The organism is Enterococcus sp. 2201sp1_2201st1_C11_2201SCRN_220225, assembly GCF_040925905.1.
GTDB lineage: Bacteria > Bacillota > Bacilli > Lactobacillales > Enterococcaceae > Enterococcus_C > Enterococcus_C asini_A.
On the sequence record NZ_JBCOJC010000005.1, the window covers coordinates 58,997 to 83,665 of the forward strand.

A 24,669-nucleotide genomic window follows, 5' to 3' on the forward strand; every position below is an offset into this window, starting at 1 on the left:
GAGGACAGCCATGAAAAAAGTGCTCCAAGGGGCGATTTTATTCTTTGTGATTTTTCTTTCGTTATTTATTGGGGTCAAAGACTTGGATGGGCAACTCTTTTTTAAAGGGGAGCAACAGTTGATTTTTTTTGCGACCCGCTTGCCTCGTACAATAAGTTTACTCGTAGCTGGCAGTACCTTAAGTGTCTGTGGCTTGGTGATGCAACAGTTGACCCAAAATAAATTTGTCTCCCCTACGACGGCAGGAACTATGGACAGTGCGCGTCTAGGAATTTTAGTGGTGATGCTCTTCTTACCGGATGCACCTTTGTTATTGCGCTCTGGCGTGGCTTTTCTCTTTGCGTTTTTAGGCACGTTATTGTTTTTACAACTGACTCGTTTTTTGCCGGGGAAAAATCAGATGATGGTGCCTTTAGTGGGGGTTATGTTTGGCAATATCATTGGCTCGATGGCTACTTTTTTTGCTTATCAATTTGAGCTGGTGCAAAATATGTCTTCTTGGTTACAAGGCAATTTTGCCACGGTGATGCGGGGGAGTTATGAGCTTTTGTATCTGGCAGTTCCTTTATTAGGCGTGATTTATTACTTTGCTTATCACTTTACAGTGGCTGGCATGGGAGAGGACTTGGCTCAAAACCTCGGTTTGAACTATCGCCGGGTGCAGTATTTAGGCTTAGGTTTAGTGGCTTTGGCTAGCAGTCTGGTGCTAATTATGGTAGGAACCGTGCCTTTTATCGGGGTGATCGTACCGAATCTCGTTTCGCTGCGTTATGGCGATCAGATGAAAAACACTTTGGGATTGACCGCTTGGCTAGGCAGCGTCTTTTTAATTGCCTGTGATATTTTGGCCCGGGTGGTGATTCCGCCTTATGAAATCCCGGTAAGCGTAATCGTAGGAGCCCTAGGCAGTGTGCTCTTTATCTTTCTTTTGGTAAGGAGACAGCAAGTATGAAAAAACGCAATGTAAGGGTACTAATCGGTTTAGCTGTGGTGGCTGGATTGGTGATGGTGCTCTTTTTGACCTATGAGACCTATGGCAACTGGGCGTTTGCTTTAAAACTCCGTGGGAAAAAACTAGTGGCTTTCACTTTAGTGGGGATTATGACCAGTTTTGCCACCATTAGTTTTCAAACGGTGACAGAAAACCACTTTTTGACGCCGAATATTTTAGGCTTGGATTCTTTATATGTCTTGATTCAAACCCTGTCTTTTTTCGTCTTTGGAGGGGCACAAATGCTCAGCCAACAAAGTATTTGGCAGTTTTTAGGCACTATTTTAGTGGTGACATTGCTTAGTACAGCACTAGCTTTCAGTTTATTAAAAAGGCGCAACTTATTTTTACTGTTAATGATAGGGATGATTTTGGGCACTTTTTTCAGTAGCATCAGCACATTTTTGCAAGTGCTCATGGATCCCAACGAATACGACCTTTTGCAAGGAAAACTCTTTGCAAGTTTTGGCAATGTAAATAGTCAATTTCTGGGCATTGCGGCCATTTTAGGATTTTTATTGATACTACTTTTATGGCGCTGGGCTTCTAAGTTAGACGTTTTGCATTTAGGACGTGATCAGGCAATGAATTTAGGCATTGAAGTAGAGGCATTTCAACTAGTTCTTCTTGTGGTAATCAGTATGCTCGTAGCAATTGCTACCGCATTAGTGGGGCCGGTGACTTTTTTAGGCTTTATCGTGGCTAATGTCAGCTACCAGCTCTTTGCCACTTATGAACACCGGGTGCTGTTTATCGGTGGGGCACTTTTAGCCCTGCTCTTTTTAGTAGGAGGCCAGTTTTTAGTGGAACAAGTTTTTGCCTTAAACACCACATTAAGCGTGGTGATTGAATTTGTCGGGGGCATTTATTTTGTGACGAAAATCATTAAAGAAAGGGGCAAACAACCATGATGGAAATCAAAGATGTCAGTAAGCGTTACGGCAAAAAAACCGTGGTACAAGACGTTGACTTAGCCATTGCCCCTAAAAAACTAACTGCCTTTATCGGCCCCAATGGCGCTGGCAAAAGCACATTGTTATCCATTGCCAGTCGCTTGATTGATAAAGATCGAGGGGAGATTTACCTCGATGGCAGTGAGGTCAAAACTTGGAAGTCCAATGAATTAGCCAAAAAGTTAGCGATTTTGAAACAATCTAATGGCGTCTCTTTGAATATTACGGTGCAAGAATTGATTAATTTTGGCCGTTTCCCCTATTCAAAGGGACGCTTGACGGAAAAAGATAATAGCAAAGTACGGGAAGCCATCTTGGCTCTAGGGCTAGAAGAGTTAGCGGAACAGCCCATTGATACTCTTTCTGGAGGACAGTTGCAACGAGCCTATATCGCTATGATTTTGGCTCAAGATACGGATTATATCTTGCTAGATGAACCATTAAATAACTTAGATATGAATTATGCAGTCCAAATGATGCAAACATTGCGCAGTTTAGTAGCTGATTATGGCAAGACGGTCTTAATCGTCTTACATGATATTAACTTTGCTGCCAGTTATGCAGATGAAGTGGTGGCCATGAAAGAAGGCAAGCTCTTTGCCCAAGGCCCCACAGAAGAAATTATCCAAAGCTCGGTGTTGAATCGGTTATATAATATGGAAATTAAAATTTGCGAAATCGAAGGAAAACGATTTTGCATGTATTTTAGTTAAAAAACATGCAGGAGGAAGATGATGAAGAAAGTTTTATATACAGTTTTGGCGGTAGTGGCGATGACTTTAAGCGCCTGTGGGAGTGCAGGTGGCGCTACAGAGGACAGTGGTACTAGCAATACTAGTAGCAGTGAAAATGCCACTGTGATAGTCAAAGACAGTGAAGGTACTGAGGTAAAAGTGCCCACAAAGCCTAAAAAAGTGGTGGTCTTTGACAATGGCTCACTGGACACCTTAGATGCTTTAGGTGTGGGGGATGCGGTCATCGGCGCTCCCACAGAAAACTTGCCGGAATACTTAGCTAGCTACAGTGATGTGGAAAACGCTGGGGGCATTAAAGAACCAGACTTGGAAAAAATCAATGAATTGCAACCGGATTTGATTGTGATTTCCGGTCGCCAAAGTGATTTTAAAGAAGAGCTAAGTGCCATTGCCCCTACTTTGTATTTGGCGGTGGACGGCGCTAAACCTTGGGAATCCACCAAAGAAAATATCAATACATTGGCAACAATTTTTGGTAAGGAAAAAAAAGCCCAAGACCAGATTGCTGATCTGGAAACGCAAATTACTGATTTGAAAGCTAAGGCAGCGGATGCTGGAAAAGCGCTGGTGGTTTTGGTCAACGAAGGCCAACTTTCCGCTTTTGGAGCTGGTTCTCGCTTTGGGATCATCCATGATACTTTTGGCTTTGCGCAAGCCGATGAACAAATCGAAGCCTCTACCCACGGCCAAAGCGTTTCTTATGAATACGTCTTGGAAAAAAATCCAGATGTGCTCTTTGTCATCGACCGCACCAAAGCAATCGGTGGCGACGATAGCCAAAACCAAGTAGCAGAAAACGAACTGGTCAAAGAAACCAATGCAGGCAAAAACGGTAAGGTGATTTCCTTACAACCAGATGTGTGGTACCTTTCCGGCGGCGGACTAGAATCTGTGAAAGCGATGATAGAAGATGTTGCACAGGCAGTGGAATAGGTTTTACCGTTAGTTTAGAAAAAAATTCAGCACCTGACAGTGAAAAACAAGCTGTCAGGTGCTGGAAAATTAGGATTTTCACCAGATAATATTGTCTCTGTCGCTTTGAGGAAATCCTAGAGAGAATACATAGTAGAATAATAGATATGAAAGAAATCGTCTCAGAAATTTTTGAGACGATTTTTGCATAAGTCTATCAAATTTGATCTTTTGAATTTAACAAGACTGTTTTCCAATTATTTGGAAAGCCCATAGTGCGTTTATCTACGTGAGGATATTTGATGAGAAGTTGTTCTATTTCTTCGATGAAATCATTCCAGTGACCATCTTGTGGAATGATTTCTTTTAGGCAACAAATAACACCAAAAATACGATCATTTCGAATACCAAGTTTGCGGTATTCGTTGTATAGCATTGGTTTTTTAGTGAGTATTGCGTTATAGAGCCGACCATAATGGGCACAGAGATTACGAACGTAGGCGATACTTTCTATCCAACTTTCGAGAAACTTGAAAGAGGTATTAAAACTTATGGCAATTTCTCTCTTGTCGACAGGATAAAGATTTTTGAAAAATTTAGATAAGGTACCGAAGCTCATGATTTCCACTAGAGCATAAAGTGGGATACTCCCGTCCTCGTATTTATCTTGAAAGTTTTTAACAAATGGAGAGCGCCTATTTCTAGTAATTCCTTTTTCTATTGTTTTAATGAAGCTGGTATGGTAGTCCTCGTTGACGAAATAATGGCTATCAAGATAAGCGAGACTACCATACTTGACTGAAAAATGATTTGCTATCCTCGTGCGGAGGTTTACTTCAATTTTTTCTATATGACAGAATAGCTTCTGCCTAAAATTTGCATTAAATAAATAAAGTTCAACAATTTGCTCAAAGGTCACACCATCATAATATTGCCCGTTCCTAGGTTTCAAACCTAGGCTATACGCTTTGATAAAGCGATAATAGGATACGTCATTTAAAAAGGATGTGGCAAAATCCAAATCATTAAAAGTCAGATTTAACTCTTGAAGATTCTTTATTTGTGCTTCAACCGAAAGTGGCAGCTGATGTTGTTTTGATGGCATTTAATCACCTATAAATAAAAAATGACTCGACCTGGTCCGCATCAAAGAGAGGCGTGTCGAGTTCTGTTAAGTGTATTATACGAAAATGATGAGGCAAATTCAAGGAGAAGCTTTTAAATGAAAAAATAAAAATAATTCTTTGGAGATGAGAGGGGGATGTTTTAAAGAGAAAATTGCAATTATGAACTTTTAACAATAACTAGTTTCTAATGCAATAAAGAAGCTTAACTAAATCAGCTTCTTTACTCCACTCCCATCCCCGCAACATCCCCCCGGCGATACAAGAGGGCGGCGATTGTGCTAAAGACAATTGGCCCGATAATTAAAGTCAAAGCATCGCTGTAATGTCCCAAAGAGAAAGGTTCCCAAATTTGAAAAGCGATGGCAAAGATGATACAAGCACAAACGCTCATGGATAGAAAATTACTAAGCTTTCGATTGCTAACAAAGAGTTCTTGGTCGGCTACAATGCGTTTTTTTAGGAAAAATGGAAAGCTTGCGGCGACGACAAAGTAAGGCATAGCCCGCGCCACATTGGTCATATAGGTCAATTGGTTGAATAATTCGCCGGCCACATGAGTATTAAGCGTCACGGCTAAAATCACTAAGATGATCACCCCAGCTTGTAAGTGCAAGGCTTTAAAGGGCATCTCTTGATTGTTCAGTTTTGTCAATTGTTTGGGCCAAAGGTTTTTGGGTGTTCCTTGAATCAAACTTTTTAAAGGCCCGAAGCTAATGGAAGACAAGAGACCCAGATAAGCTGTAAAGAGCACAAAAGCGGTGTAGCGGATATAGATTTGATAAACCACGCCACTGGCTGCCACACTAAGTCCTAATGTTTTACTAAGTGATCCTGCCAGAGAGCCCATTAAGCCGTACATTAAATTACCCAAGTGCATTTGATCGGTTTGGCGCAGCGTTCCTAAATCGTTGGCACCACTCCAAAGAATAATCCCGCCGATGTAAATGGCTAAAATAATTACGCCGCTGTAAATCAAGCCTTTTGGAAACTGGCGGCGGCTGTCTTTTGTCCGGTCAGATAAAGACGCTACTGTATCCAAACCACCAAAAGCGGTAATGGCAAAAATAAAGAAGGGCAGTTGGCTGAAAAACTGATCTCCTGTGCCTTCAAAAAAGCTGGGAGCATGGAGACCTTGCTGGATATTTGCCCAGACTTCTGTGGGGTGGGCGAAGACTAAGGTAAAATTGCTCACCGCAGACAACAGCAAGAGTCCCACCATGGCTAAACTGGAGACTTTCAAAAAGCGTAAAATCGTGCCAAAGCCGCGGTTGATCAACCAAGTTAATAAGGTCACGGCGCAAATGGCAAAGCCTGCCACTAGCCAAGGCGTGGAAATGCCAAACCAAGAAGCTTCTGCGGTGATGTCACGGCCAAAGAGGAGAATGGACAAGGGAATCACCAATTTCATAAAGAGGCTGACCATCCAAGTAAAGTAGCTGCAATACCACAAAAAGGCGGTAACAAAAGCCGCTTTTGGAGAGAGGGCATCTTTTAGCCAGTCGTATACGGTGCCAGAACGGTTGCCGTATTTTCGGGTGTATTGGGCGACGATTAGCGCATAGGGGATGAAGTAACAACCACCGGCGATTAAAAACCAAGGCAAGGATTTGATGCCCATCATGTAAAAAGCGGTGGACATACTGGAAAAAGAATAGACCGTAGTGGTGATAATTAAGACGAGTTGCGGCAGTGACACATGTTTTTTTTGCGACATAAGCGGGCTCCTTATTTTTTGAGAGTGGCAGGCTGGTCAAATGATTTGAAGAAAAGAGCCTACCCTCTGGTTTCGTTCTTCCACTGATTTCTGCTATTATAATAGTGATGAGTTGGGGATTTTGCAACCATATTGTGTGATTTTGCACAAATTTTAGGAGATGGGAGTCTTTTTTGTGGCTGATATAAAATCATGGTTAAAAAAAGAAAAAAAATTATGGAGTTGTGATTTTATTGGGGTGGCCGTCAATACTGCGCCTTTTGATGAAGTAAAAGAAATTCGTTGGCGCTATACCCAAGGCCCGGCGGATTTGGCCCATGAAAAAATTAAATTGCGAGTAGGCCGGGGCATTGCCGGGCTGGTCTGGCAAACCGCCCGTCCGCAAAGTGAGAAAAACTTACAAGCCCAACCGGAAAAGTTAGCCGCTTATCCCATTTCCCGCACAGAAAAATTAGATTCAGTCTTGGCGGTACCTGTTTTGACGCCCATAGTTAGGGCAAGTGTTAGCCCAGAAGTCATAGGAGTTTTGATGATTGGCTATCAAAAGGCCCGGGATTTCTCCCCAGAAGAAGTTGCCCAATTGACAAAAGCTGGTTCTGAAGTGGCAGACTTGTTAGCGATAAAGGAGGGAGAAGGGTGAATTTATCTGGCGAATTATTTGCGGTAATTCAAGAAGCAGCGTGGCTCTTAGATGAACAGGATCAGGTTTTGGTAAAGACAAAGGCCGCTTCCATCTTGGAAAGTCAGTATCAATTGACCCTTGCCAAAGTGCTAGAAATTGCCCGGGGAAAAGGCTGCTTGCTTCACAGTACCAAGGCGGTTTGTTTGGATTGTCCAGTGGGGGAAGTAGACTCCAAGGGCTTTCCTTTTGTGTTAAAAGATAAGCAAGGAGATTTGTATGATTTTTGGGGGAGTTTGCATTCCCAAGCGGCCGGCAACCAGCAATTGCTGCAAATTGTCCCGCAAAAGACAAGTGATGCTAGCAATCGTCAACATTCCCTATTTGACTATCTCAATGATGCGCGGGAAAAAGAACGAAAACAAATTGCCCAAGATCTCCACGATGGTATCGCCCAAAGTATTTATAGCTTAATGTTGGAAACTAGGGGGCTTAAATGGATGCCCCAAGACCAGCAAAAAGAGCAGATGCAAAAAATCGATCGTCATTTTGCGGAGATTTTACAAGAGGTCAAGGAATTAGCCGGCGAGTTGCGGCCCATGACTTTAGATGAGTTTGGCTTACAACCAGCCTTGGTTCAATTTGCCCAACGAACGGAAGAAATGACCGGTTTTGAGGTGAAATTGGAACAAAACGGCAGTCCCAATCCATTGTCTGAAGCCCAACGAATTGCCATTTACCGGGTTGTTCAAGAAGCGGTAGCCAATGCTTTGAAGTACGCTGGTGTCAACCAAGTAAAGGTGGCTTTGGATTATCAACGTGAGTACTTAGCCGTTACCATTCAAGATGAGGGGGCGGGTTTTGTTCTAGGGGAAAAGGAGCAAGGGTTTGGCTTGGTGAATATGAAAGAGCGAATTGTCGCTCTAGGAGGAAGCCTGTCCATTCACACCAGTCTTGGTAGTGGCACGGAGATTTTACTGCGAGTGGATTATGACCAGGATAAATCGGCACAACTCAAAGGAGGGATTTGAGATGAAGCTTTTAATTGCGGATGATCACGCCATGATTCGCAATGCGCTGGCGTTTATGCTCAATGCGCAGCCGGATATGGAAGTGGTGGGGGATGCAGCAGACGGCAATGAAGTTTTTCTCAAGGCAGAACAGTTGCCGGTGGATATTTTGCTCATGGATATTTCCATGCCTCCTGGAGAAAATGGCCTTCAGACGACTCGGCGCTTAAAAGAAGTTCACCCGGATATCAAAATCATCGTCTTAACCATGCACGATGACGAAACCTATGTCAGAGAAGCTTTGGCCGCCGGAGCAGACGGTTTTGTTTTAAAAAGTGCCCATGAAGAGACATTATTGGCAGGGATTCGCAAAGTATCTCAAGGGGAACGGTTCTTTGCCGGCTACCAAGAAGAACAATTGCGCAGTCTAGTAACTTCAAATGGGGATTCTTTATACGAGAGTTTGTCTAAGCGGGAAAAAGAAATCCTGCCACTGATTGCACTAGGTTATAACAATAAAAAAATTGCCGAAAAATTATTTATCTCCGTGAAAACCGTGGAAGTCCACAAAGCCAATATTCACAAAAAGCTTAAACTTCACAACTACGCAGACTTGGTGTCTTATAGTTTGAAGCATCATTTGGTGGACTTTTAAAGATGAAAAGACAAGCAACTTTCCATGTTGGGAATGGAAGTTGCTTGTTTTTTTGTGGTCTTAGGATTCTTCGGTTCGAAAAGAAGGAGGACACGAGGCTGGATACCGTTTTCTTTGCTAATCGAGAACGATTCTCGTTAGGTTCTTCACAATACTAGGGAATCCCCTAATAGGTTTTTCGTAGATTTTTGGTTATTGTGAATAAGGTAACAAGTGGTTCTGGAAGTTTTCAACGATGTTTTTCAAACCACTTTTGGTAATCACTGTAGCAAAAATCCTATGAGGTGAAAGATATGAAAGAACGTTTAGTTGTCATCGGCAACGGTATGGCCGGCGTGCGGACCGTGGAAGAAGTTATCGCGCGGGACCCAGATCGCTATCAAGTGACCATTATCGGCAAAGAAGAATACCCCAACTATAACCGAATTATGTTGTCCAATATTTTGCAAAAAAAGATGACCGTGGAAGAAATTATCACCAATCCTTTAGACTGGTACACAGAAAACAATATCGAATTAATCAACCATGATCCTGCCCAAAAATTGGATGTGGCAAGTAAAACCATTACTACGGCTTCAGGGCAAACAATCGGCTATGACAAATTAATTTTAGCCATGGGTTCCAATCCCTTTATGTTGCCCGTTCCGGGAGCTGATTTAGAAGGTGTAGTGGCATTTCGGACCATTGACGACACAGCAGAATTAGTCAATGCCGCAAGCCAATACAAAAAAGCCGTGGTGATCGGCGGCGGCCTCTTAGGATTGGAAGCGGCAAAAGGCTTGCAAGACCAAGGCATGGAAGTGACTGTGGTCCATTTGGCTGATTGGTTAATGGAAACCCAGCTAGACGAAACCGCCGGTAAACTATTGCAACAAGAACTAGAAGACCAAGGCTTACATTTCTTAATGCAACACGCCACCAAAGAAATCTTAGGGGAAACCCGAGTTACTGGCTTGAAATTCAGTGACGACAGCACGTTGGATACGGATTTAGTGGTGATGTCCATTGGGATTCGGCCAGCAACAGAGCTAGTTAAAGACAGTGGCATTGAAATAAACCGAGGCATTGTGGTGAATGATTATATGGAAACCAATGTGTCTGGTATTTACGGTGTTGGCGAATGTGTGGAGCATCAAGGCAAATGCTATGGCTTAGTGGCGCCTCTTTTTGAACAAGGAAAAATCTTGGCGGATAATTTGACCCATCAAGCCGACATTAAACCTTATCAAGGCTCCACCACTTTTACTTCATTGAAAGTTTCCGGTGCCGATTTGTATTCTGCCGGCAATGTGACCCAAACAGCAGGCTTAGATACCATTGAGGCCTTTGATAGTGCCAGCCGCAAATACAAGAAAATCTTCTTACAAGACAATAAAATTGTCGGCATTGTGTTATACGGTGACACAGAAGAAGGCAGCCGCTATTACAACATGATGAAAAAAGGCGCGACCATTGAAGACTTGCAAAGTATTTCCGTCTTGACGGCACCGGGTTGTGATGGCGCGGCCGGTGGCGACGTGTTGGAATGGGATGATGAAGAAACCGTCTGTGGCTGTAACGGGGTTTCAAAAGGAGAAATTTTGCGGGCCATCCGCGAAAAAGGCTTAACCAGCGTGGCAGAAGTGGGCAAAGTGACAAAAGCCGGAACTTCTTGTGGCAAGTGTAAAGGAGATATTCAGCTGCTTTTAGAAGCGGAACTGGGGGATAGCGTAACGGCAGCTACGGGAATGTGTGGCTGTACGGATTTGAACCGAGATCAAGTGGTGACCCAGATTTACGCAAAACACTTAACCTCGACTAAGGAAGTCTTTGAAGCCTTAAATTGGCGCAACCCTGAAGGCTGTCCAAAATGTCGGCCCGCAGTTAACTATTATTTAAATGTAGCATGGCCAGCAGAACACGAAGACGAACGGACTTCTCGAGTGGTTAATGAACGAATGCACGCCAATATTCAAAAAGACGGCACTTTCTCAGTGATTCCCCGGATGCGGAGCGGTCAAACCAATCCCCAACAATTGCTACAAATTGCCAAGGTGGCAGATAAGTATCAAGTGCCTCTAGTGAAAGTCACCGGTTCCCAGCGAATTGGCCTTTACGGTGTCAAAAAACAAGATTTACCGGCGATTTGGGAAGAGTTAGACATGGTGGCCGCCCAAGCCTACGGAAAAGTTTTCCGTTCCGTAAAAACCTGTGTGGGTAAGAGCTTCTGTCGTTTCGGCACTCAAGATACCATGGGCTTAGGCGTGAAACTGGAAGAAACTTTTGAATACATTGACACGCCTCATAAATTTAAAGTGGGTGTGTCAGGTTGTCCTAGAAGTTGTGTGGAATCAGCGGTGAAAGACTTCGGCATTATCGGTGTGGAAAATGGCTTTCAAATTTACATTGGCGGCAATGGCGGTACTGAATTAGTAGAAGCCCAATTGTTGACCACGGTGGAAACCGAAGCCGAAGTGGTGGATATGTGCGGTGCTTTCTTGCAATACTATCGGGAAACCGGTATTTACGGGGAACGGACTGCCCCATGGCTTGCACGCATGGGCTTTGACAATGTGAAAACCGTCTTGTTAGATGAAAACAAACGGAAAAGTCTGTGGGAAACACTGCGTTTTGCCATGGAAGCTAAAGGTCAGAAAGATACTTGGGGCGAAGTCGTAAAGAGTCCTGACTTGCGAGAAAAAATGTATACATTGGACAATCGGGAAAGCCTTGTGACGGGAGGGCGGATTTAATGAAAGTTTTTGCAACCAATAAAAGTAAGTTAATGCCACAAGTGGGTCGCTCCGTAACCATTGACAATCAAAAAATTGCCATCTTTGAAATCAGCGATGGTCGCATTTTTGCCTTGGCTGATCAGTGTCCTTTAACGAATGGTCCGATTTTAGAAGGCTTGGTTTCGGGAGAATATGTCTATGAACCTATGCGGGATTATAAGATTTCCTTAGTGGATGGCAAAATCCAAGAACCAGATGAAGGCCAAGTGCCGGTTTTTCCTGTGACAGTGAAAGGCGACGAAATCTATGTAGAATTTCCCCAAAGTTGATGAAATCAAGATAATAAAAGTAAATCTGGCAATGAAGTAAGGTGGTTCCTTACTTTCTTGCCAAATGAATGGAGAAGAGGGGTAAAATGAGTCTATCACCAAAAGAGTTAGTGGATGAAGCAATCAGGCGTGGTAAAGCAAAGGCGGAATACAGCACCTTAACGACTGCCATCTTGGCAATTATGGCAGGGGTCTTTATCGGTCTTGCCGGCGTGGCTATGATTCGCACCATGGGTTCCATGCCGAAAGAATGGGGCACATTGGTCAATTTGTTAGGAGCTTTAATGTTTCCCTTTGGTTTGATTTGTTTGTTATTAGTCGGGGGAGAATTGGTCACAGGCAATATGCTAGCGGTGACCATGGCCTTGTACGCCAAAGCTATCACCTTTAAACAATGGGCGCGCAATATGTTTTTGGTCACAATTTTTAACTTTGTGGGAGCTGCGGCAGTGGCAGTCTTCTTCGGTTATTTTTCCAACACTTTACAAGGAGCCTTTGTGGAACGGACCATTGCCGTGGCACTAGGTCGAGTAGCCGATGCGCCTTTACAAGCTTTCCTATCCGGGATTGCTTGTAATATTTTGGTCTGTACCGGGGTCTATATGAATATGGCGGCCAAAGATTTTATCGGCAAAATTGTCGGTACTTTTTTGCCAGTGGCTGGCTTTGTAATTGCCGGCTATCAGCACGTGGTAGCCAATATGTTCTTGATTATCGCCGGCATTTTAGCAGGTGGTGTAACTTGGAGCCAATTTGCTTCCAATATGCTCTTTGTTTGGTTGGGAAATTTCGTCGGTGGCGGCGTAATTTTGGCGGGGAGTTATTTCTTAGCTTTTAAAGTTGGTATGAAAGAAAAGGCGCAGCAGACCGGGATTATTGATGAAGAGCCCGTAGCTGGGGTGTTGGAGCGGAAATAGTAATTCTGTAAGAAGAGGTGACAGAAACTTGTCGCCTCTTTTTTTGATTCCCAAAACTAACCCCAGCTAAGAGAATGGAAGAATTTTGCTTTATAGCTAGTTTTCTCTTTAGTTACAAGGTAAACTTAAAGAAAAAAACGGAGCCCACGAGCAATATATGGGCTAGTTTATCAAGGAGTTCTTCATGTATTCTCTGTTATTAATCATTATTTATTTGGCTTTTATTAGTCTTGGCTTGCCGGATTCTTTGTTGGGATCGGCTTGGCCGGTCATGCAAGGCCAGTTGGCAGTGCCCCTATCGTACGCTGGTTTAGTGACGATGATTATTTCGTTTGGTACAATCGTTTCTAGTCTTTTGTCAGACCGCTTGACTCGCAGATTTGGCGCCGGTTTGGTGACGGCTTGTAGCGTTTTATTGACAGCATTGGCTTTGTTTGGCTTTTCTGTCAGTTTTTCATTTTGGCAGCTCTGTCTTTGGGCAATTCCCTATGGCTTAGGAGCGGGTGCGGTGGATGCCTCGCTAAATCTTTATGTGGCGCTCCATTATCCCAGTCGGCATATGAGCTGGCTTCATTGCTGCTGGGGTGTGGGGGCAGCGGTGAGTCCATATATTATGGGCCATTATTTGACCCAGCAAAGTTGGCAAGGGGGCTATCGGGCAGTAGGTGTCTTGCAACTGGCTTTAACGGTAATCCTTTTTATCAGTCTGCCATTATGGAAAATGGGCAAGGATAAAAGTCAGGCAGGGACCCCGCTTAGCAAACAGCTGTCCTTTGGGGAAGTTTTTCGCTTAAAAGGGATTAAGTATGTATTACTCACCTTTTTGGCTTATTGTGCTTTGGAACAGACCACCGGCTTATGGGCTAGCACTTATCTGGTCCAAGTCCGACAAGTGGACCCAGAAATTGCTGCGCGTTTTGCATCGTTTTTCTTTTTGGGAATTACTTTTGGGCGCTTTCTCAGTGGTTTTTTTGCGGATTATTTAGGGGATCGTCAGCTGGTGCGACTGGGGACGGGGATTTTATTAGTAGGAATTATCTGTGTGATATTGCCAGTCCAAACTGACTTACTGGCGCTAGCGGGCTTGTTGATTATTGGTTTTGGCGGCGCACCGATTTATCCGGCTATCATTCATGCTACGCCAGACAACTTTGGTGCGGAAAATTCTCAGTCGGTAATTGGCGTCCAAATGGCTGCGGCCTATGTAGGCACGACGTTTTTGCCTCCATTGTTTGGAGTGGTGGTTGAGTATTTGTCCATTACATTATATCCCTTGTATTTATTGTTTTTTGGCGTGTTGATTTTGCTAGCTTCAGAGCGGTTGAAGAAAGTGATTCCACAAGCAAACTAACCAAAAATCCTGCACTTTCCCTGATTGAAAGTGCAGGATTTTTCTATGTCTATTTCAAAAACTGTTTAAACAATTTTTGAAATACCGGAAATAACAAGAGATAAAACACCAAATTGCCCCCGGCGTGTAGGGCGTCAAAGGGGAGTCCTTGGAGCCAATAAGGCCAGAAAATGCTCATGCCGTAGAGAAAATAATTGAAAATCGAATAGAGAAATCCGTATAAAAAGCCCATTGCCGCGGCTAAAAGTGCTTGCAGCCACAGACGAGTTTTAAATAAAGGCAGGCGAGCGAGAAGCCAAAAGAGCAGCATAATGCCTAAATAACTTAAAAATTGTCCCACTGTCCAAATACCTAAGCCGACAAACAAGTTGGTAACGACTAATGAGATACTCATTACCAGAAGTGCTTCAGGTAGGCTCAATAATAAGGTTAACAATAGCAAAATGGCGGTCATCGGTTGCACGTTGGGTAAAAAAGTAAAGGAGAGCCGGCCTACCACGCAAGCTGCGCTAAGTAAAGCTAAATACGCGATCCGACGGGCAGTTAAAGTTGACTTGGTCACAAAGTTCACCTCAGAAAATGTTTGAAGTTGGTGGGAGTTTCCCAGAGCGTTTTAAGAAAAGGGGCATAAATCCATGGGGGGCTTCTAAATTGCCCCCAGCTAGTCGCGCTCTTAATTTTTCTTTACTGTAGCATACCTCTTTAGGGGATGGAAGGCGGAATTTTCTGAAAATTACCCTTTTTTATTGAAAAACATGGTAAAATGGGAAAAACTTTGTTAGGAGTTGAGGGAGTGAAGATTGGCGACTTGTTTCAAACCAATAAAACGGTGCTTTCTTTGGAGGTCTTTCCTCCTAAAAAAGAGAGCGGCTTAGAGACGATCTATCAGACTTTGCAAGAACTTGAAGGGCTGTCCCCAGATTTTGTCAGCATTACCTATGGAGCCGGGGGCAGTGGTGGCTGCAATGCGACGTTGAAAATTGCCAAGACGATTAAAGAACGCTACGGAATTGAGCCTTTGCATCATTTGACCTGTGTTAATAACGGACAAAAAGATGTGGCTGAAATCTTACAAGAGATGAAAAAAGTCCATGTGGAAAATGTTTTAGCTCTGCGAGGGGATTTACCTGAAACGGGAGAAGCTGTGCCAGATTTTTGCTATGCCAAGGATTTAGTAGCGGCCATAAAAGCAGATGATCACTTTTCAGTGGGAGCCGCTTGTTATCCAGAAGGGCATATTAGCCAAGCAATTGATCAGGAAAACTACCAACATCTATTGGAAAAAGAACAGGCGGGGGCGGACTTTTTTATTTCTCAATTGTTTTTTGATAACGACTGCTTTTATCGGATGCTAGAAGGAGCGGGCCAGGCGGGGGTCACCAAACCGATTGTTGCTGGGATTATGCCGATTTTGTCCAAAGCCCAAGTGCAAAAGATGATTTTTATGTGTGGCTCTTCTTTGCCTTCAAAATTGATTAAACTGATTCATCGCTATGGTGAAGACCCAGTGGAATTGCAAAAGGCTAGTTTGGACTATGCTTGGGAGCAAATGAGTGATTTAATTGCCCATGGAGTGGACGGGGTGCATTTGTATACGATGAATCGTCCGGAAATTGCTTTAAAAACCTTTGATTATTTGCGAGGTGAGCGGCATTGAAGGAATTGTTGCCTTTAGAAAAGCGGGAGGTCTTGCGGTATTTAGGCTATAAACGCCGCCATGAGCTAACCACAGAAATCGACGAACTGGTAGAAGACGCCATGGTGGAAGTACAAGTCAAAAGTACCCCTCGCTACCACTATCAATTTTTTGAGATTGAGAAAACAGCGAATCAAGAAATTAAAGTGCTGGGTACGAATTTAGTGTTAACTGGCCGGGATATTTGGCGTTATTTAGCCAAAGCGGATGGCGTGGCATTGTTAGCCGTTACCTTGGGCACAGAAATCGAGCAAGTGATTCGCCGTTATGAAATCACGGAGTTGACCCGGGCTTTGGTTTTGGATGCGGCGTGTACGGAATACATTGAAAAAGTCTGTGATTTGGCGCAAACCGATATGGCCCAAAGCGCAGATGAGCTAGGCTTTGCCATAAATCAGCGTTATTCTCCAGGCTATGGGGATTTGCCCTTAAGTTTGCAACCGGCTTTTTTGGCTAGTTTGCAAGCAGATCAAAAACTGGGCATTACCCTAACGGCGGATTTTTTGATGATTCCTAGAAAGTCGGTAACGGCAGTGATTGGCTTGTTTACCGATGCAAAAGATGCCAAGCCAAAGTTTCGTAGTTGCAGTCAGTGTCAAAATTTTTGTGAGTTTCGCAAAGGGGGAGCGTAGATGAAGGGCAGTCTAAAAGAAGCATTGCACCAAGGATTTTTATTGATTGACGGAGCCATGGGGACGATGCTACAAGAAAAAGGATTGGAAGCGGGGATGCAGCCGGAGTATTTTAATGTGACTCATCCTGAGATTGTAGCGGAGATTCACCGAGCTTATGTAAAGGCGGGGGCAGACATCATCACCGCCAATACCTTTCAAGCTAACGGCCATAAAATTCCCGCGGAGAAATTACCGGAAATTATTACGGCCGCCATTCGATTGGCAAAAAGCAGTGGGGCTACTTTTGTGGCCTATGATATGGGACCGATTGGGGCGTTATTGCAACCTTTAGGGACCATGAGTTTTGAAGAAGCTTACGACCTCTTTGCCCAACAAGCCAAATTGGCAGAAGCTGCAGGGGCGGATTTGGTGATTTTGGAAACCATGAGTGATTTATTGGAAACCAAGGCTGCCATGCTGGCCATTAAGGAAAATACTGACTTGCCGATTTTTGTCACCATGACCTATCAAGGAGACGGACGGACTTTTGTGGGCTGTGATCCGGTGACCGCGACATTAACTTTACAAGCTTTGGGAGCTGAGGCAGTGGGCTTAAACTGTTCTCTGGGCCCAGCAGAATTACTCCCTTTAGTGGAGCAAGTGACCCGTTTTGCCAAAGTGCCGGTAATCGTGCAAGCCAATGCGGGACTGCCGGAAATGGTCGAGGGGCAAACTGTTTATCGCCTTAGTGCGGCAGAATACAGTCAATCGGTAGCAAAAATGTTGTCGCTAGGGGTGCGGGTAGTTGGCGGCTGTTGTGGTACCACGCCAGAATTTATTCGAGAAATGCGGAGTTTATTGAATCGTAGTATGCCAGCAACACCAAAAACGCAAAAAGTAACCGCCGTAACTTCTGGAGTGGAGACGGTGATGTTAGACAACCGCTTGACGATTATCGGGGAACGCCTGAATCCTACGGGGAAAAAACGCCTACAAGCTGCGATTCGTCAAAAGGATTTTGCCTATTTATTAAAAGAAGCCATTCAGCAAGTCAATGACGGTGGCGAAATTTTAGATGTGAATGTGGGTTTACCGGAAATCGACGAAGCGGCCATGATGAAACAAGTCGTAGAGGCGCTGCAAAGTGTCATTAATGTGCCTTTGCAAATCGATTCTTCCTCAGTGGCAGCCATTGAGGCCGGGGTGCGGACTTATAATGGCCGGCCTTTGATTAATTCTGTCAATGGCAAACCTGAAGTGATGGCGGAAATTTTTCCTATTGCCAAAAAATACGGTGCCTTGGTTTTGGGCTTGGCCTTAGATGAAGGAGGGATTCCTCCGACTGCAAAAGGACGTTTGGCGGTGGCTCAGCGGATCGTGGAGACGGCCGCAAGTTTCGGCATTGCCAAAGAGGATATTTTGATTGATCCTTTAGTATTGACGGCTTCGGCCCAACAAGATCAAGTGGCTGTCACCTTGGAAACCTTGAAGTTATTAAAAGAGCTAGGGGTACAAACCGTGGCTGGAATCAGCAATGTTTCCTTTGGCTTGCCCAACCGGCCGTTATTAAACAGCACCTTTTTAGCCGCGGCCGCAGGAGCAGGATTGTCTGCGCCCATTCTCAATCCGGCAAGTGCGCAAATGATGGCCACGGTGCGCACATTGCGGGTGATTAACCAACAAGATCGAGACGCCAAAGACTATATTACCCACTGCCAAGACTTGCAATTTGGGCTTGCTTTGCCAAAGGAAACAGCAGATGGCAAGCCGAAGACACCAAAGGATAAAAATTCGGCTGGGGAAAGTTTGCGCCAGTTGATTTTACAAGGACGCAAAGAAGAAACCCCTGCCACAACTCAAAAACTACTGCTAAATAAGACCCCTTTGGAAATCGTCAATGAAGAATTCATCCCGGCTTTAGACGAAGTGGGTCAAAAATTTGAAGCCGGTACGTTATTTTTGCCTCAGTTGATGCAAAGTGCTGAAGCCGTCAAAGGGGCTCAAGAAGTGCTAAAAACCCATATGGCCGCTCACGAAAGTCAGACAGAGGGAAAAGGGCGTATTTTGCTTGCCACTGTGGCGGGAGACATTCACGACATTGGCAAAAACATCGTCAAAATGATGCTGGAAAATTATGGCTTTGAAGTGGTGGATTTAGGCAAAGATGTACCGATTGAAACTGTGGTGGCAACCATTCGCCAAGAAAAGATTCAGCTTGCGGGATTATCGGCCTTGATGACCACTACAGTGCAAAATATGAAAAAAACCATTGCTGCCGTAAAAGCTACTGGTTTAGACTGTAGCTTTATGGTGGGAGGCGCCGTGTTAAACGAAGACTACCGAGAATTTGTAGGAGCGGATTACTATGCCAAAGACGCCATGGAATCGGTGACCATTGCCCAAGAGTTTTTTGCTCAGCATAAAGAGGGATAGGCAAGGTGAGTAAATTGCACGATACCTCAGTGGAAAAAAGCGATACACCAGAAGAACTTTTTGGAAAAGATTGGTAAGAGCAAGTAACGGAATTAAAAGACGAGTGAGAATGACTTTTACTCATTTTCTCTAAACAGGTTAGGAAGTTAAATAGCAAAACAGCACCAAAAGCGATGAACCTTCTGCTTTTGGTGCTGTTTTTTCATGACTAGCTAAAAAATAATATTATCGGTGATTTTCTCCAAATCCCGGATTAAAATCTTGTGGTTTTCAATGCAAATGGCTTTCATTTCCCGCAGTTGTTGGAGCATGCGAGAGACCGAAGAAGCGGTGGTGATGCCACAAAAGCGGGCGATTTCCTCATTGGTCACCACAAAGTCAATCAAGATCCCCTCTTCTGTAGGTACGCCGAAGAGCTCTTGAAATTCATAGAGCTGGGTGCAGACCGCGCCGAATTTCCCGTTCATCAACATTTGTTGCAGTTTTTTCATATTGTTCAACAGGCGTACACGGTAATAATCTTTCACATAAAGCTGTAAATCCATGCTGCGGTTGATGTCTTTCCAAAATTGCACCCGGTCGATGCGGTAGAGTTCCGCCTCGGGAGATTCGATACGAATGTTAAAGGGGGCGTCGATAAACTGGGAATATTCGTCCTTTAATAAGGAGACGATTTCCAGTTGATTGATATAACGCAGGTTAAACTGACGACCATCTTTTGAGATGACACTGGTTTTTATCACGCCACTTTTCAAAATATAGACATAGCTGTCTTGAATACCTTCATAGGTTAAATATTTTTTATAACTTTTTTTAATGATGGGAAACTGATGGGCGGTCAAATATTCTTGCAAAACATGATGATCCATTGTGCTAACTCCTTGTGATTGAGCCAAATGAAAGGCGAGAAATTTTTTCTGAAAACAGTGCTGTCCTTATTAAACCCTCTCAAAAACCAAAACGCAATAACAAATGTTAATGTTTTTAGTTTTTTATATTTGTGATTAGCAAATTTGCTATTTTTTGCTGAAAATTTTCATTAAACTATCCCCATGTCAAAGAGATGACGAAATGTTGGTTGCAATTGCACTTATTTCAGGAGGAATTTTATGGAAACTCAGGCTTCAGCAAAACCAGAAAAGTTGTTTAACAAAAATTTCATCAGCATCACGGTGATTAATTTCATCGTCTACTTAGTGTATTACTTGCTGATGGTGATTATCGCCGTGATTGCCCAGGATAGCTTAAACGCCACCTTGAGTCAAGCCGGCCTGGCATCAGGAATTTATATTATTGGGACGTTATTAGCCCGACTGATCATGGGGAAAAAGTTAGAAATCTACGGTCGAAAAGCGGTATTGCGCTACGGGGCTTTGTTTTATCTCATCACGACCATGGCTTATCTGGTCATGCCTTCCATTGCCGTGATGTACATCGTGCGGCTTTTAAATGGGGTTGCTTACGGGACGGTTTCCACGGCGACGAACGCCATTGTCACCGCCTATATCCCAGAAAATAAAAAAGGGGAAGGGATTAACTATTACGGCCTTTCCACTAGTTTGGCCGCAGCCATTGGGCCTTTCATTGGGATGATTTTGTTAAATCTGACTAGCTTTTATGCCATTATCGGCTTTTCCATCGCATTGATTTTGGCCATTACCATTGCTTGTTTTGTCTTCCCGGTAAAAAATATTGAATTAAATGAAGAACACCGCAAAGCCTTAATGGCAAAAGGTTTGAGCAGCTACATTGAAAAGAAAGCTTTGTTTATCACCTTTATTGCTTTTTGGATGGGCTTGGCGTATTCCACAGTTCTTTCTTTCTTATCTTCTTATGCTAAAGTGATTCACTTGGTGGACACTGCAAGTTTCTTCTTTGTGGTTTACGCTTTGGTGATCACCGCGACTCGTCCATTGTCTGGTCGGATTTTTGACGACAAAGGAGAAAATTACGTCATGTATCCAAGTTACTTCTTCTTGGCAGCGGGACTTTTGGTCTTAAGCGTGACGCATTCTAGCTGGGTCTTATTAGTAGCTGGTGCTTTAGTGGGACTTGGTTATGGTACTTTTATGTCAAATGGTCAAGCCGTGTGCTTGAAAACTTGTGAACCACACCGGATTGGGATTGCCTTGTCCACATACTTTGTCGGTCTTGACTTAGGTCTTGGGGTTGGTCCTTATATCTTTGGTGTTTTGCGAGATCACATCAGCTTCCAACAAATGTATTTGGTCGCTGCCGTCTTGCCAGTTGCCTGTGCCATTGTCTACGCTTTGTTTTATAAAAAAGATAGTGGCAAACCTTTTGAAATTGAAGAAGAAGCAATCACTAGTGAAAGTGCTGAATAGGAGGAAACGACAATGGATGAAAAAATGGTTGGAATTATGGAAGCAACCTTGCACAAATTAGAAGAAATCAGCAATAAATTGGAACACATTGAAGACAATACTCATCAAATGGAAGATGAACAAGCAGCACTAAAAGGTGCCCTGCAACAACTGAGTCGCAGTGTGCGAAATGATAATATTATGGGGTAAAAAATAGGAGGTCGGAAGAAATTCCGGCCTCGTTTTTTTTATTTCAAGTATTCTTTGCGCCAAATCAAATAGTAAGCAAGCTGGCGCAATGTAATGGTAATTAAGCCACAGAAAATCACGGTTTCGATCTTTAGCAGACGTTGCCCCGTAACTACCCCAATTAAAAACAGCAAGAAAACGAAGGCTTCGGCATAGATATAGGATTTTTGAGAAGCTAGCATATTGATTTTTTGCGAGCGCTCATCTTCAAAAGAGACGGAGGCTTCTGAAAATAAGAAATTGAAAAAACGGGGCTGAGGAGTGTGACTGCGATAATTTTGCCAGCCTGTTAAAAAGGATTTAATCAACAGTGCGATACAAGTTAACAGTAGGCAAATAAGCAATAATAGGCTAGCAATCATTGTGCCGGTGGAGAAAATCTCTTGGAAAAAGAGATGGTCCAAAAGCCAGTAGCTAATGCCAATTACCCAAAAAATCAAAATGTGCATCATTGATGTGCGCTTTACTTCTTCCATGTTCTTACACCTCTTTTTCAAAAATAGTTTCAATGGGGAGTTTGAAAATCGCAGCTAAATCCATAGCCAGCTCTAAGGAAGGAACATAGCTACCTTTTTCTAAGGAAATAATTGTTTGCCGAGAAACGTGCACCAGCTGGGCTAAATCAGCTTGGGTCCAGCCTTGTTCTTTGCGAAGTGTGCGAATGTGATTGCGAATGGCCATAAACTCACCTCTGAAATGTTTAGTTGACTTTACATTTTTAGTCTACTTGTGAATGAGCTGAATGTCAAGTCTGGTTTACATTTTGCTGTTAAAACTAGTGTGAGCTGATCTGTTTTTACGTCTTAGTCTTTAAACAGTGGCTTCAGATGTCTCTTAATAAGGTTATTCTTAAATATTCAGAAAAATCTTGACAATTTTCATGCTACAGCGTAACATATGAAAAAACAAAGTAAAAGCATAGATAAGAACTAGTACACATTGGACAAAAGACAGAAAGTAGCCGGTTGTTGAGAGGCGCGTGTAGTCCTTGGTGGAATTCCTCTTTGAGCTTCCCGCTGAAGTAAGTAGGCGGTGACGGATGGTGTGCCTTCGTTAACCGGCCAGGGTATCGACGACGCAATGATTAATGAAGTAAGTCTGTACCTAGTGAGGTGTCTGGGTGTGAGCCCGACACGAATGAAGGTGGTAACACGAGCAGACAGCTTCGTCCTTTCCCAAGGGAGGACGAGGCTTTTTTTGTCTTTATTGGAAAGTGGCTGTAAAAATGGGTTGTGGTTGAAAGGAGAATGAAAGATGAGTTTTAAGAAAATTAGTCAAAAAATCAATACGGATACGGTGAAATCAGTTACCAAATTGGCGCCAGAAGTGGCAGCCAAAAAAGCACAACGGGATGCAGAGTTAGAGGCGGTGATTACCGGAGCGGATCAACGGATTTTATTAGTCATTGGACCTTGTTCGGCTCACGATGAAGAAGCGGTGATGGAATATGCTCGCCGACTCGCGAAATTACAAGAAAAAGTGGCCGACAAGATTTTCATGGTTCCCCGGATTTACACCAATAAACCGCGCACCAATGGAGATGGCTACAAAGGACTGTTGCACCAGCAAAATATGGAGGAAGGCTCCAATTTGATTCGGGGTATTATGGCGGTACGTAAGCTTCATACGCGGGTGATCACTGAAACCGGCTTGACCACCGCAGACGAGATGCTTTACCCGGAAAACTTGGAATTAGTGGAAGATTTGGTGAGTTATGTGGCAGTGGGGGCCCGCTCGGTGGAAGATCAACAACACCGTTTTGTGGCGTCGGGGATTGATCAGCCGACGGGAATGAAAAATCCTACCAGCGGCAATCTTTCGGTCATGTTTAATTCATTATACGCCGCCCAACAAAAACAAGAATTCATCTACAATGGTGCCGAAGTGGAAACAAGCTCCAATCCGTTGGCCCACGTGGTCTTGCGCGGCGCTTTAAATGAAGCCGGCAAAAACGTGCCCAACTACCATTACGAAGATTTGCTGGCAGTGTTGAAATTTTATCAAGAAGGCAACTTCAAAAATCCTTTCATCGTAGTGGATACCAACCATGATAATTCCGGCAAACAGTGGCAAGAACAAGTGCGAATCGTCAAAGAAACCATGACCAATCGGACTTACAATGAAGACTTGCACAAATATGTCCGAGGCTTTATGATTGAAAGCTATTTGGAAGACGGTCGTCAAGAGCCGGATGGTAAGGTCTTTGGCCAGTCGATTACCGATCCTTGTCTCGGTTGGGAGAAGACGGAAGAATTGGTGCAATGGATTTATGAACAGGCGTAAAAGAAATTGAATAAATTTAAAATAGGACGGGGAGCTTTTTCTCCCCGTCCTATTTTAATATCCTAAAATGTATAGACATATGATACAATAATAAGCGTGAGTAGTGAAACCGATTTAAAAAGCCCCGTTAGGCTTATTCAAGGAGGAAGTTAGATGAAACTAGCAGTTTTTGATATTGGGGGTTCTTTTGTAAAATATGGTCTTTGGGATGGTCAGCTAAGTCAGACGAGCAAATTCCCAACCCCGGCCAGCTATGAAGAAATGCAAAAAGAGCTGACCAAAGTGGTGAAAAGTTTTGGCTCTGAGATTGAAGGAGTGGCTTTTAGTGCTCCAGGAGCGGTTAATGTGGAAGAACGCCGCATTGACGGCATCAGTGCGGTGCCTTATATTCACCATCGGCCGATTTTTGATGAGTTAGCAGAAAGCTTTGGCTTGCCAGTAACCATTGAAAATGATGCCAACTGCGCCGGCATTGCAGAAGTCCAAATCGGTGCCGGACGCCAAGCGGAAAATGCGGTTTTTGTGGTCATCGGCACCGGGGTTGGGGGAGCGATTTTCATCGACCGTAAGCTGTATAAAGCCAGTCATTTATTTGGTGGCGAGTTTGGTTTGATGAAGCCTCGGGGGGAAAGAACGCTGAGCCAATTGGGCACAGCAGTGAAAGCAGCCGAGCGTTACAGCCAAATTAAAGGCGAAGAAATTGACGGACAAGCCCTCTTTGCTTTACAAGAAGCAGGGGATGCGGTGGCAGATCTCATCGTCAAAGAACTCTATGACCAAATCGCTTTAGGATTGTACAATATTCAAGTTTCCATTGATCCTGATACGGTGATTTTAGGTGGCGGGATTTCGGCTCGCCCTGAGTTGGCAGAAGAATTGTCCACTCGCATGTACAAGCTGTTAGCCGAAGAAGGTGTGGCTGAAATCATGCCTACTGTCACCACTTGCGAATTCCAAAATGATGCCAATTTGTTAGGAGCAGCGTTGAATTTTGAGATTTTGAGTCAAAAATAAATTAATTAA

General features: G+C 43.7%; 24 protein-coding genes. 18 read left to right on the plus strand and 6 right to left on the minus strand.

The window, feature by feature from the left end:
- Positions 1–10 precede the first annotated feature (10 nt).
- From AB5754_RS02585 to AB5754_RS02600, 4 genes are read left to right on the plus strand one after another with little or no spacing between them, the layout of a single operon-like run.
- A complete protein-coding gene (locus AB5754_RS02585; RefSeq protein WP_368251790.1) occupies positions 11–952 on the plus strand; it encodes an ABC transporter permease in 942 nt (313 codons plus the stop codon).
- Positions 949–1,902, plus strand: coding sequence for an iron chelate uptake ABC transporter family permease subunit (locus AB5754_RS02590; RefSeq protein WP_368251789.1), 954 nt, complete (start codon positions 949–951; stop codon positions 1,900–1,902). The genes AB5754_RS02585 and AB5754_RS02590 overlap by 4 nt, the downstream gene beginning before the upstream one ends.
- Positions 1,899–2,657, plus strand: coding sequence for an ABC transporter ATP-binding protein (locus AB5754_RS02595; protein WP_368251788.1), 759 nt, complete (start codon positions 1,899–1,901; stop codon positions 2,655–2,657). The genes AB5754_RS02590 and AB5754_RS02595 overlap by 4 nt, the downstream gene beginning before the upstream one ends.
- A gap of 21 nt (positions 2,658–2,678) precedes the next feature.
- Positions 2,679–3,632, plus strand: a complete 954-nt coding sequence (locus tag AB5754_RS02600; protein WP_368251787.1) for a siderophore ABC transporter substrate-binding protein — start codon at positions 2,679–2,681, stop codon at positions 3,630–3,632.
- A gap of 196 nt (positions 3,633–3,828) precedes the next feature.
- Here the strand turns inward: AB5754_RS02600 and AB5754_RS02605 are convergent, their stop codons facing one another.
- Positions 3,829–4,716: an Abi family protein gene (locus AB5754_RS02605; RefSeq protein WP_368251786.1), complete on the minus strand. Its 888-nt coding sequence runs from the start codon at positions 4,714–4,716 to the stop codon at positions 3,829–3,831.
- A gap of 242 nt (positions 4,717–4,958) precedes the next feature.
- On the minus strand, positions 4,959–6,452 hold the full coding sequence (locus AB5754_RS02610; protein WP_368251785.1) for an amino acid permease: 1,494 nt from the start codon (positions 6,450–6,452) through the stop codon (positions 4,959–4,961).
- Between the two features lie 175 nt (positions 6,453–6,627).
- On the opposite strand from AB5754_RS02610, the gene AB5754_RS02615 reads away from it, so the two are divergent.
- The 7 genes from AB5754_RS02615 to AB5754_RS02645 all read left to right on the plus strand — a co-directional run bounded on the left by AB5754_RS02615 (position 6,628) and on the right by AB5754_RS02645 (position 14,047).
- Entirely contained in the window at positions 6,628–7,092 is a 465-nt protein-coding gene (locus AB5754_RS02615; RefSeq protein ID WP_368251784.1) for a GAF domain-containing protein, read from the plus strand.
- Positions 7,089–8,102, plus strand: coding sequence for a sensor histidine kinase (locus AB5754_RS02620; protein WP_368251782.1), 1,014 nt, complete (start codon positions 7,089–7,091; stop codon positions 8,100–8,102). Before AB5754_RS02615 ends, AB5754_RS02620 begins: the two co-directional genes overlap by 4 nt.
- Position 8,103: 1 nt before the next feature.
- Entirely contained in the window at positions 8,104–8,736 is a 633-nt protein-coding gene (locus AB5754_RS02625) for a response regulator (RefSeq protein ID WP_368251781.1), read from the plus strand.
- 293 nt (positions 8,737–9,029) lie between these two features.
- A complete protein-coding gene (gene nirB, locus AB5754_RS02630; protein ID WP_368251780.1) occupies positions 9,030–11,468 on the plus strand; it encodes a nitrite reductase large subunit NirB in 2,439 nt (812 codons plus the stop codon).
- A complete protein-coding gene (locus tag AB5754_RS02635) occupies positions 11,468–11,779 on the plus strand; it encodes a nitrite reductase (NAD(P)H) small subunit (RefSeq protein WP_368251779.1) in 312 nt (103 codons plus the stop codon). Before nirB ends, AB5754_RS02635 begins: the two co-directional genes overlap by 1 nt.
- An 86-nt stretch (positions 11,780–11,865) precedes the next feature.
- Entirely contained in the window at positions 11,866–12,696 is an 831-nt protein-coding gene (locus AB5754_RS02640) for a formate/nitrite transporter family protein (protein ID WP_368251778.1), read from the plus strand.
- 184 nt (positions 12,697–12,880) lie between these two features.
- Entirely contained in the window at positions 12,881–14,047 is a 1,167-nt protein-coding gene (locus AB5754_RS02645; protein WP_368251777.1) for a sugar MFS transporter, read from the plus strand.
- A 49-nt stretch (positions 14,048–14,096) separates the two neighbouring features.
- On the opposite strand, the gene AB5754_RS02650 is transcribed toward AB5754_RS02645, so the two are convergent.
- Complete coding sequence (locus tag AB5754_RS02650) at positions 14,097–14,609, minus strand: ECF transporter S component (protein ID WP_368251776.1); 513 nt, start codon at positions 14,607–14,609, stop codon at positions 14,097–14,099.
- Positions 14,610–14,840: 231 nt separating this feature from the next.
- Here AB5754_RS02650 and AB5754_RS02655 point away from each other — a divergent pair, with 231 nt between their 5' ends.
- Genes AB5754_RS02655 through AB5754_RS02665 form a run of 3 tightly spaced genes read left to right on the plus strand, consistent with a single transcriptional unit; the run spans position 14,841 to position 18,790 of the window.
- A complete protein-coding gene (locus AB5754_RS02655; RefSeq protein ID WP_368251775.1) occupies positions 14,841–15,704 on the plus strand; it encodes a methylenetetrahydrofolate reductase in 864 nt (287 codons plus the stop codon).
- Complete coding sequence (locus AB5754_RS02660; protein WP_311834382.1) at positions 15,701–16,375, plus strand: vitamin B12 dependent-methionine synthase activation domain-containing protein; 675 nt, start codon at positions 15,701–15,703, stop codon at positions 16,373–16,375. Before AB5754_RS02655 ends, AB5754_RS02660 begins: the two co-directional genes overlap by 4 nt.
- Positions 16,376–18,790, plus strand: a complete 2,415-nt coding sequence (locus AB5754_RS02665) for a homocysteine S-methyltransferase family protein (protein ID WP_368251774.1) — start codon at positions 16,376–16,378, stop codon at positions 18,788–18,790. It begins immediately after the preceding gene.
- A gap of 212 nt (positions 18,791–19,002) precedes the next feature.
- On the opposite strand, the gene AB5754_RS02670 is transcribed toward AB5754_RS02665, so the two are convergent.
- Positions 19,003–19,659 carry a Crp/Fnr family transcriptional regulator gene (locus AB5754_RS02670; RefSeq protein WP_368251773.1) on the minus strand — a complete coding sequence of 219 codons (657 nt, stop codon included), beginning with the start codon at positions 19,657–19,659 and terminating at the stop codon, positions 19,003–19,005.
- 240 nt (positions 19,660–19,899) lie between these two features.
- On the opposite strand from AB5754_RS02670, the gene AB5754_RS02675 reads away from it, so the two are divergent.
- A complete protein-coding gene (locus tag AB5754_RS02675) occupies positions 19,900–21,135 on the plus strand; it encodes an MFS transporter (protein WP_311834379.1) in 1,236 nt (411 codons plus the stop codon).
- A gap of 12 nt (positions 21,136–21,147) precedes the next feature.
- Positions 21,148–21,324, plus strand: coding sequence for a hypothetical protein (locus AB5754_RS02680; protein ID WP_311834378.1), 177 nt, complete (start codon positions 21,148–21,150; stop codon positions 21,322–21,324).
- 38 nt (positions 21,325–21,362) lie between these two features.
- On the opposite strand, the gene AB5754_RS02685 is transcribed toward AB5754_RS02680, so the two are convergent.
- Positions 21,363–21,839, minus strand: a complete 477-nt coding sequence (locus tag AB5754_RS02685; protein WP_368251772.1) for a hypothetical protein — start codon at positions 21,837–21,839, stop codon at positions 21,363–21,365.
- Between the two features lie 4 nt (positions 21,840–21,843).
- Positions 21,844–22,038 carry a helix-turn-helix transcriptional regulator gene (locus AB5754_RS02690; RefSeq protein WP_368251804.1) on the minus strand — a complete coding sequence of 65 codons (195 nt, stop codon included), beginning with the start codon at positions 22,036–22,038 and terminating at the stop codon, positions 21,844–21,846.
- Between the two features lie 579 nt (positions 22,039–22,617).
- Between AB5754_RS02690 and AB5754_RS02695 the strand changes: the two genes are divergently transcribed.
- Positions 22,618–23,646, plus strand: coding sequence for a 3-deoxy-7-phosphoheptulonate synthase (locus AB5754_RS02695; protein WP_368251771.1), 1,029 nt, complete (start codon positions 22,618–22,620; stop codon positions 23,644–23,646).
- Between the two features lie 153 nt (positions 23,647–23,799).
- Entirely contained in the window at positions 23,800–24,660 is an 861-nt protein-coding gene (locus tag AB5754_RS02700) for an ROK family protein (protein ID WP_368251770.1), read from the plus strand.
- The last annotated feature ends 9 nt before the right edge of the window (positions 24,661–24,669 follow it).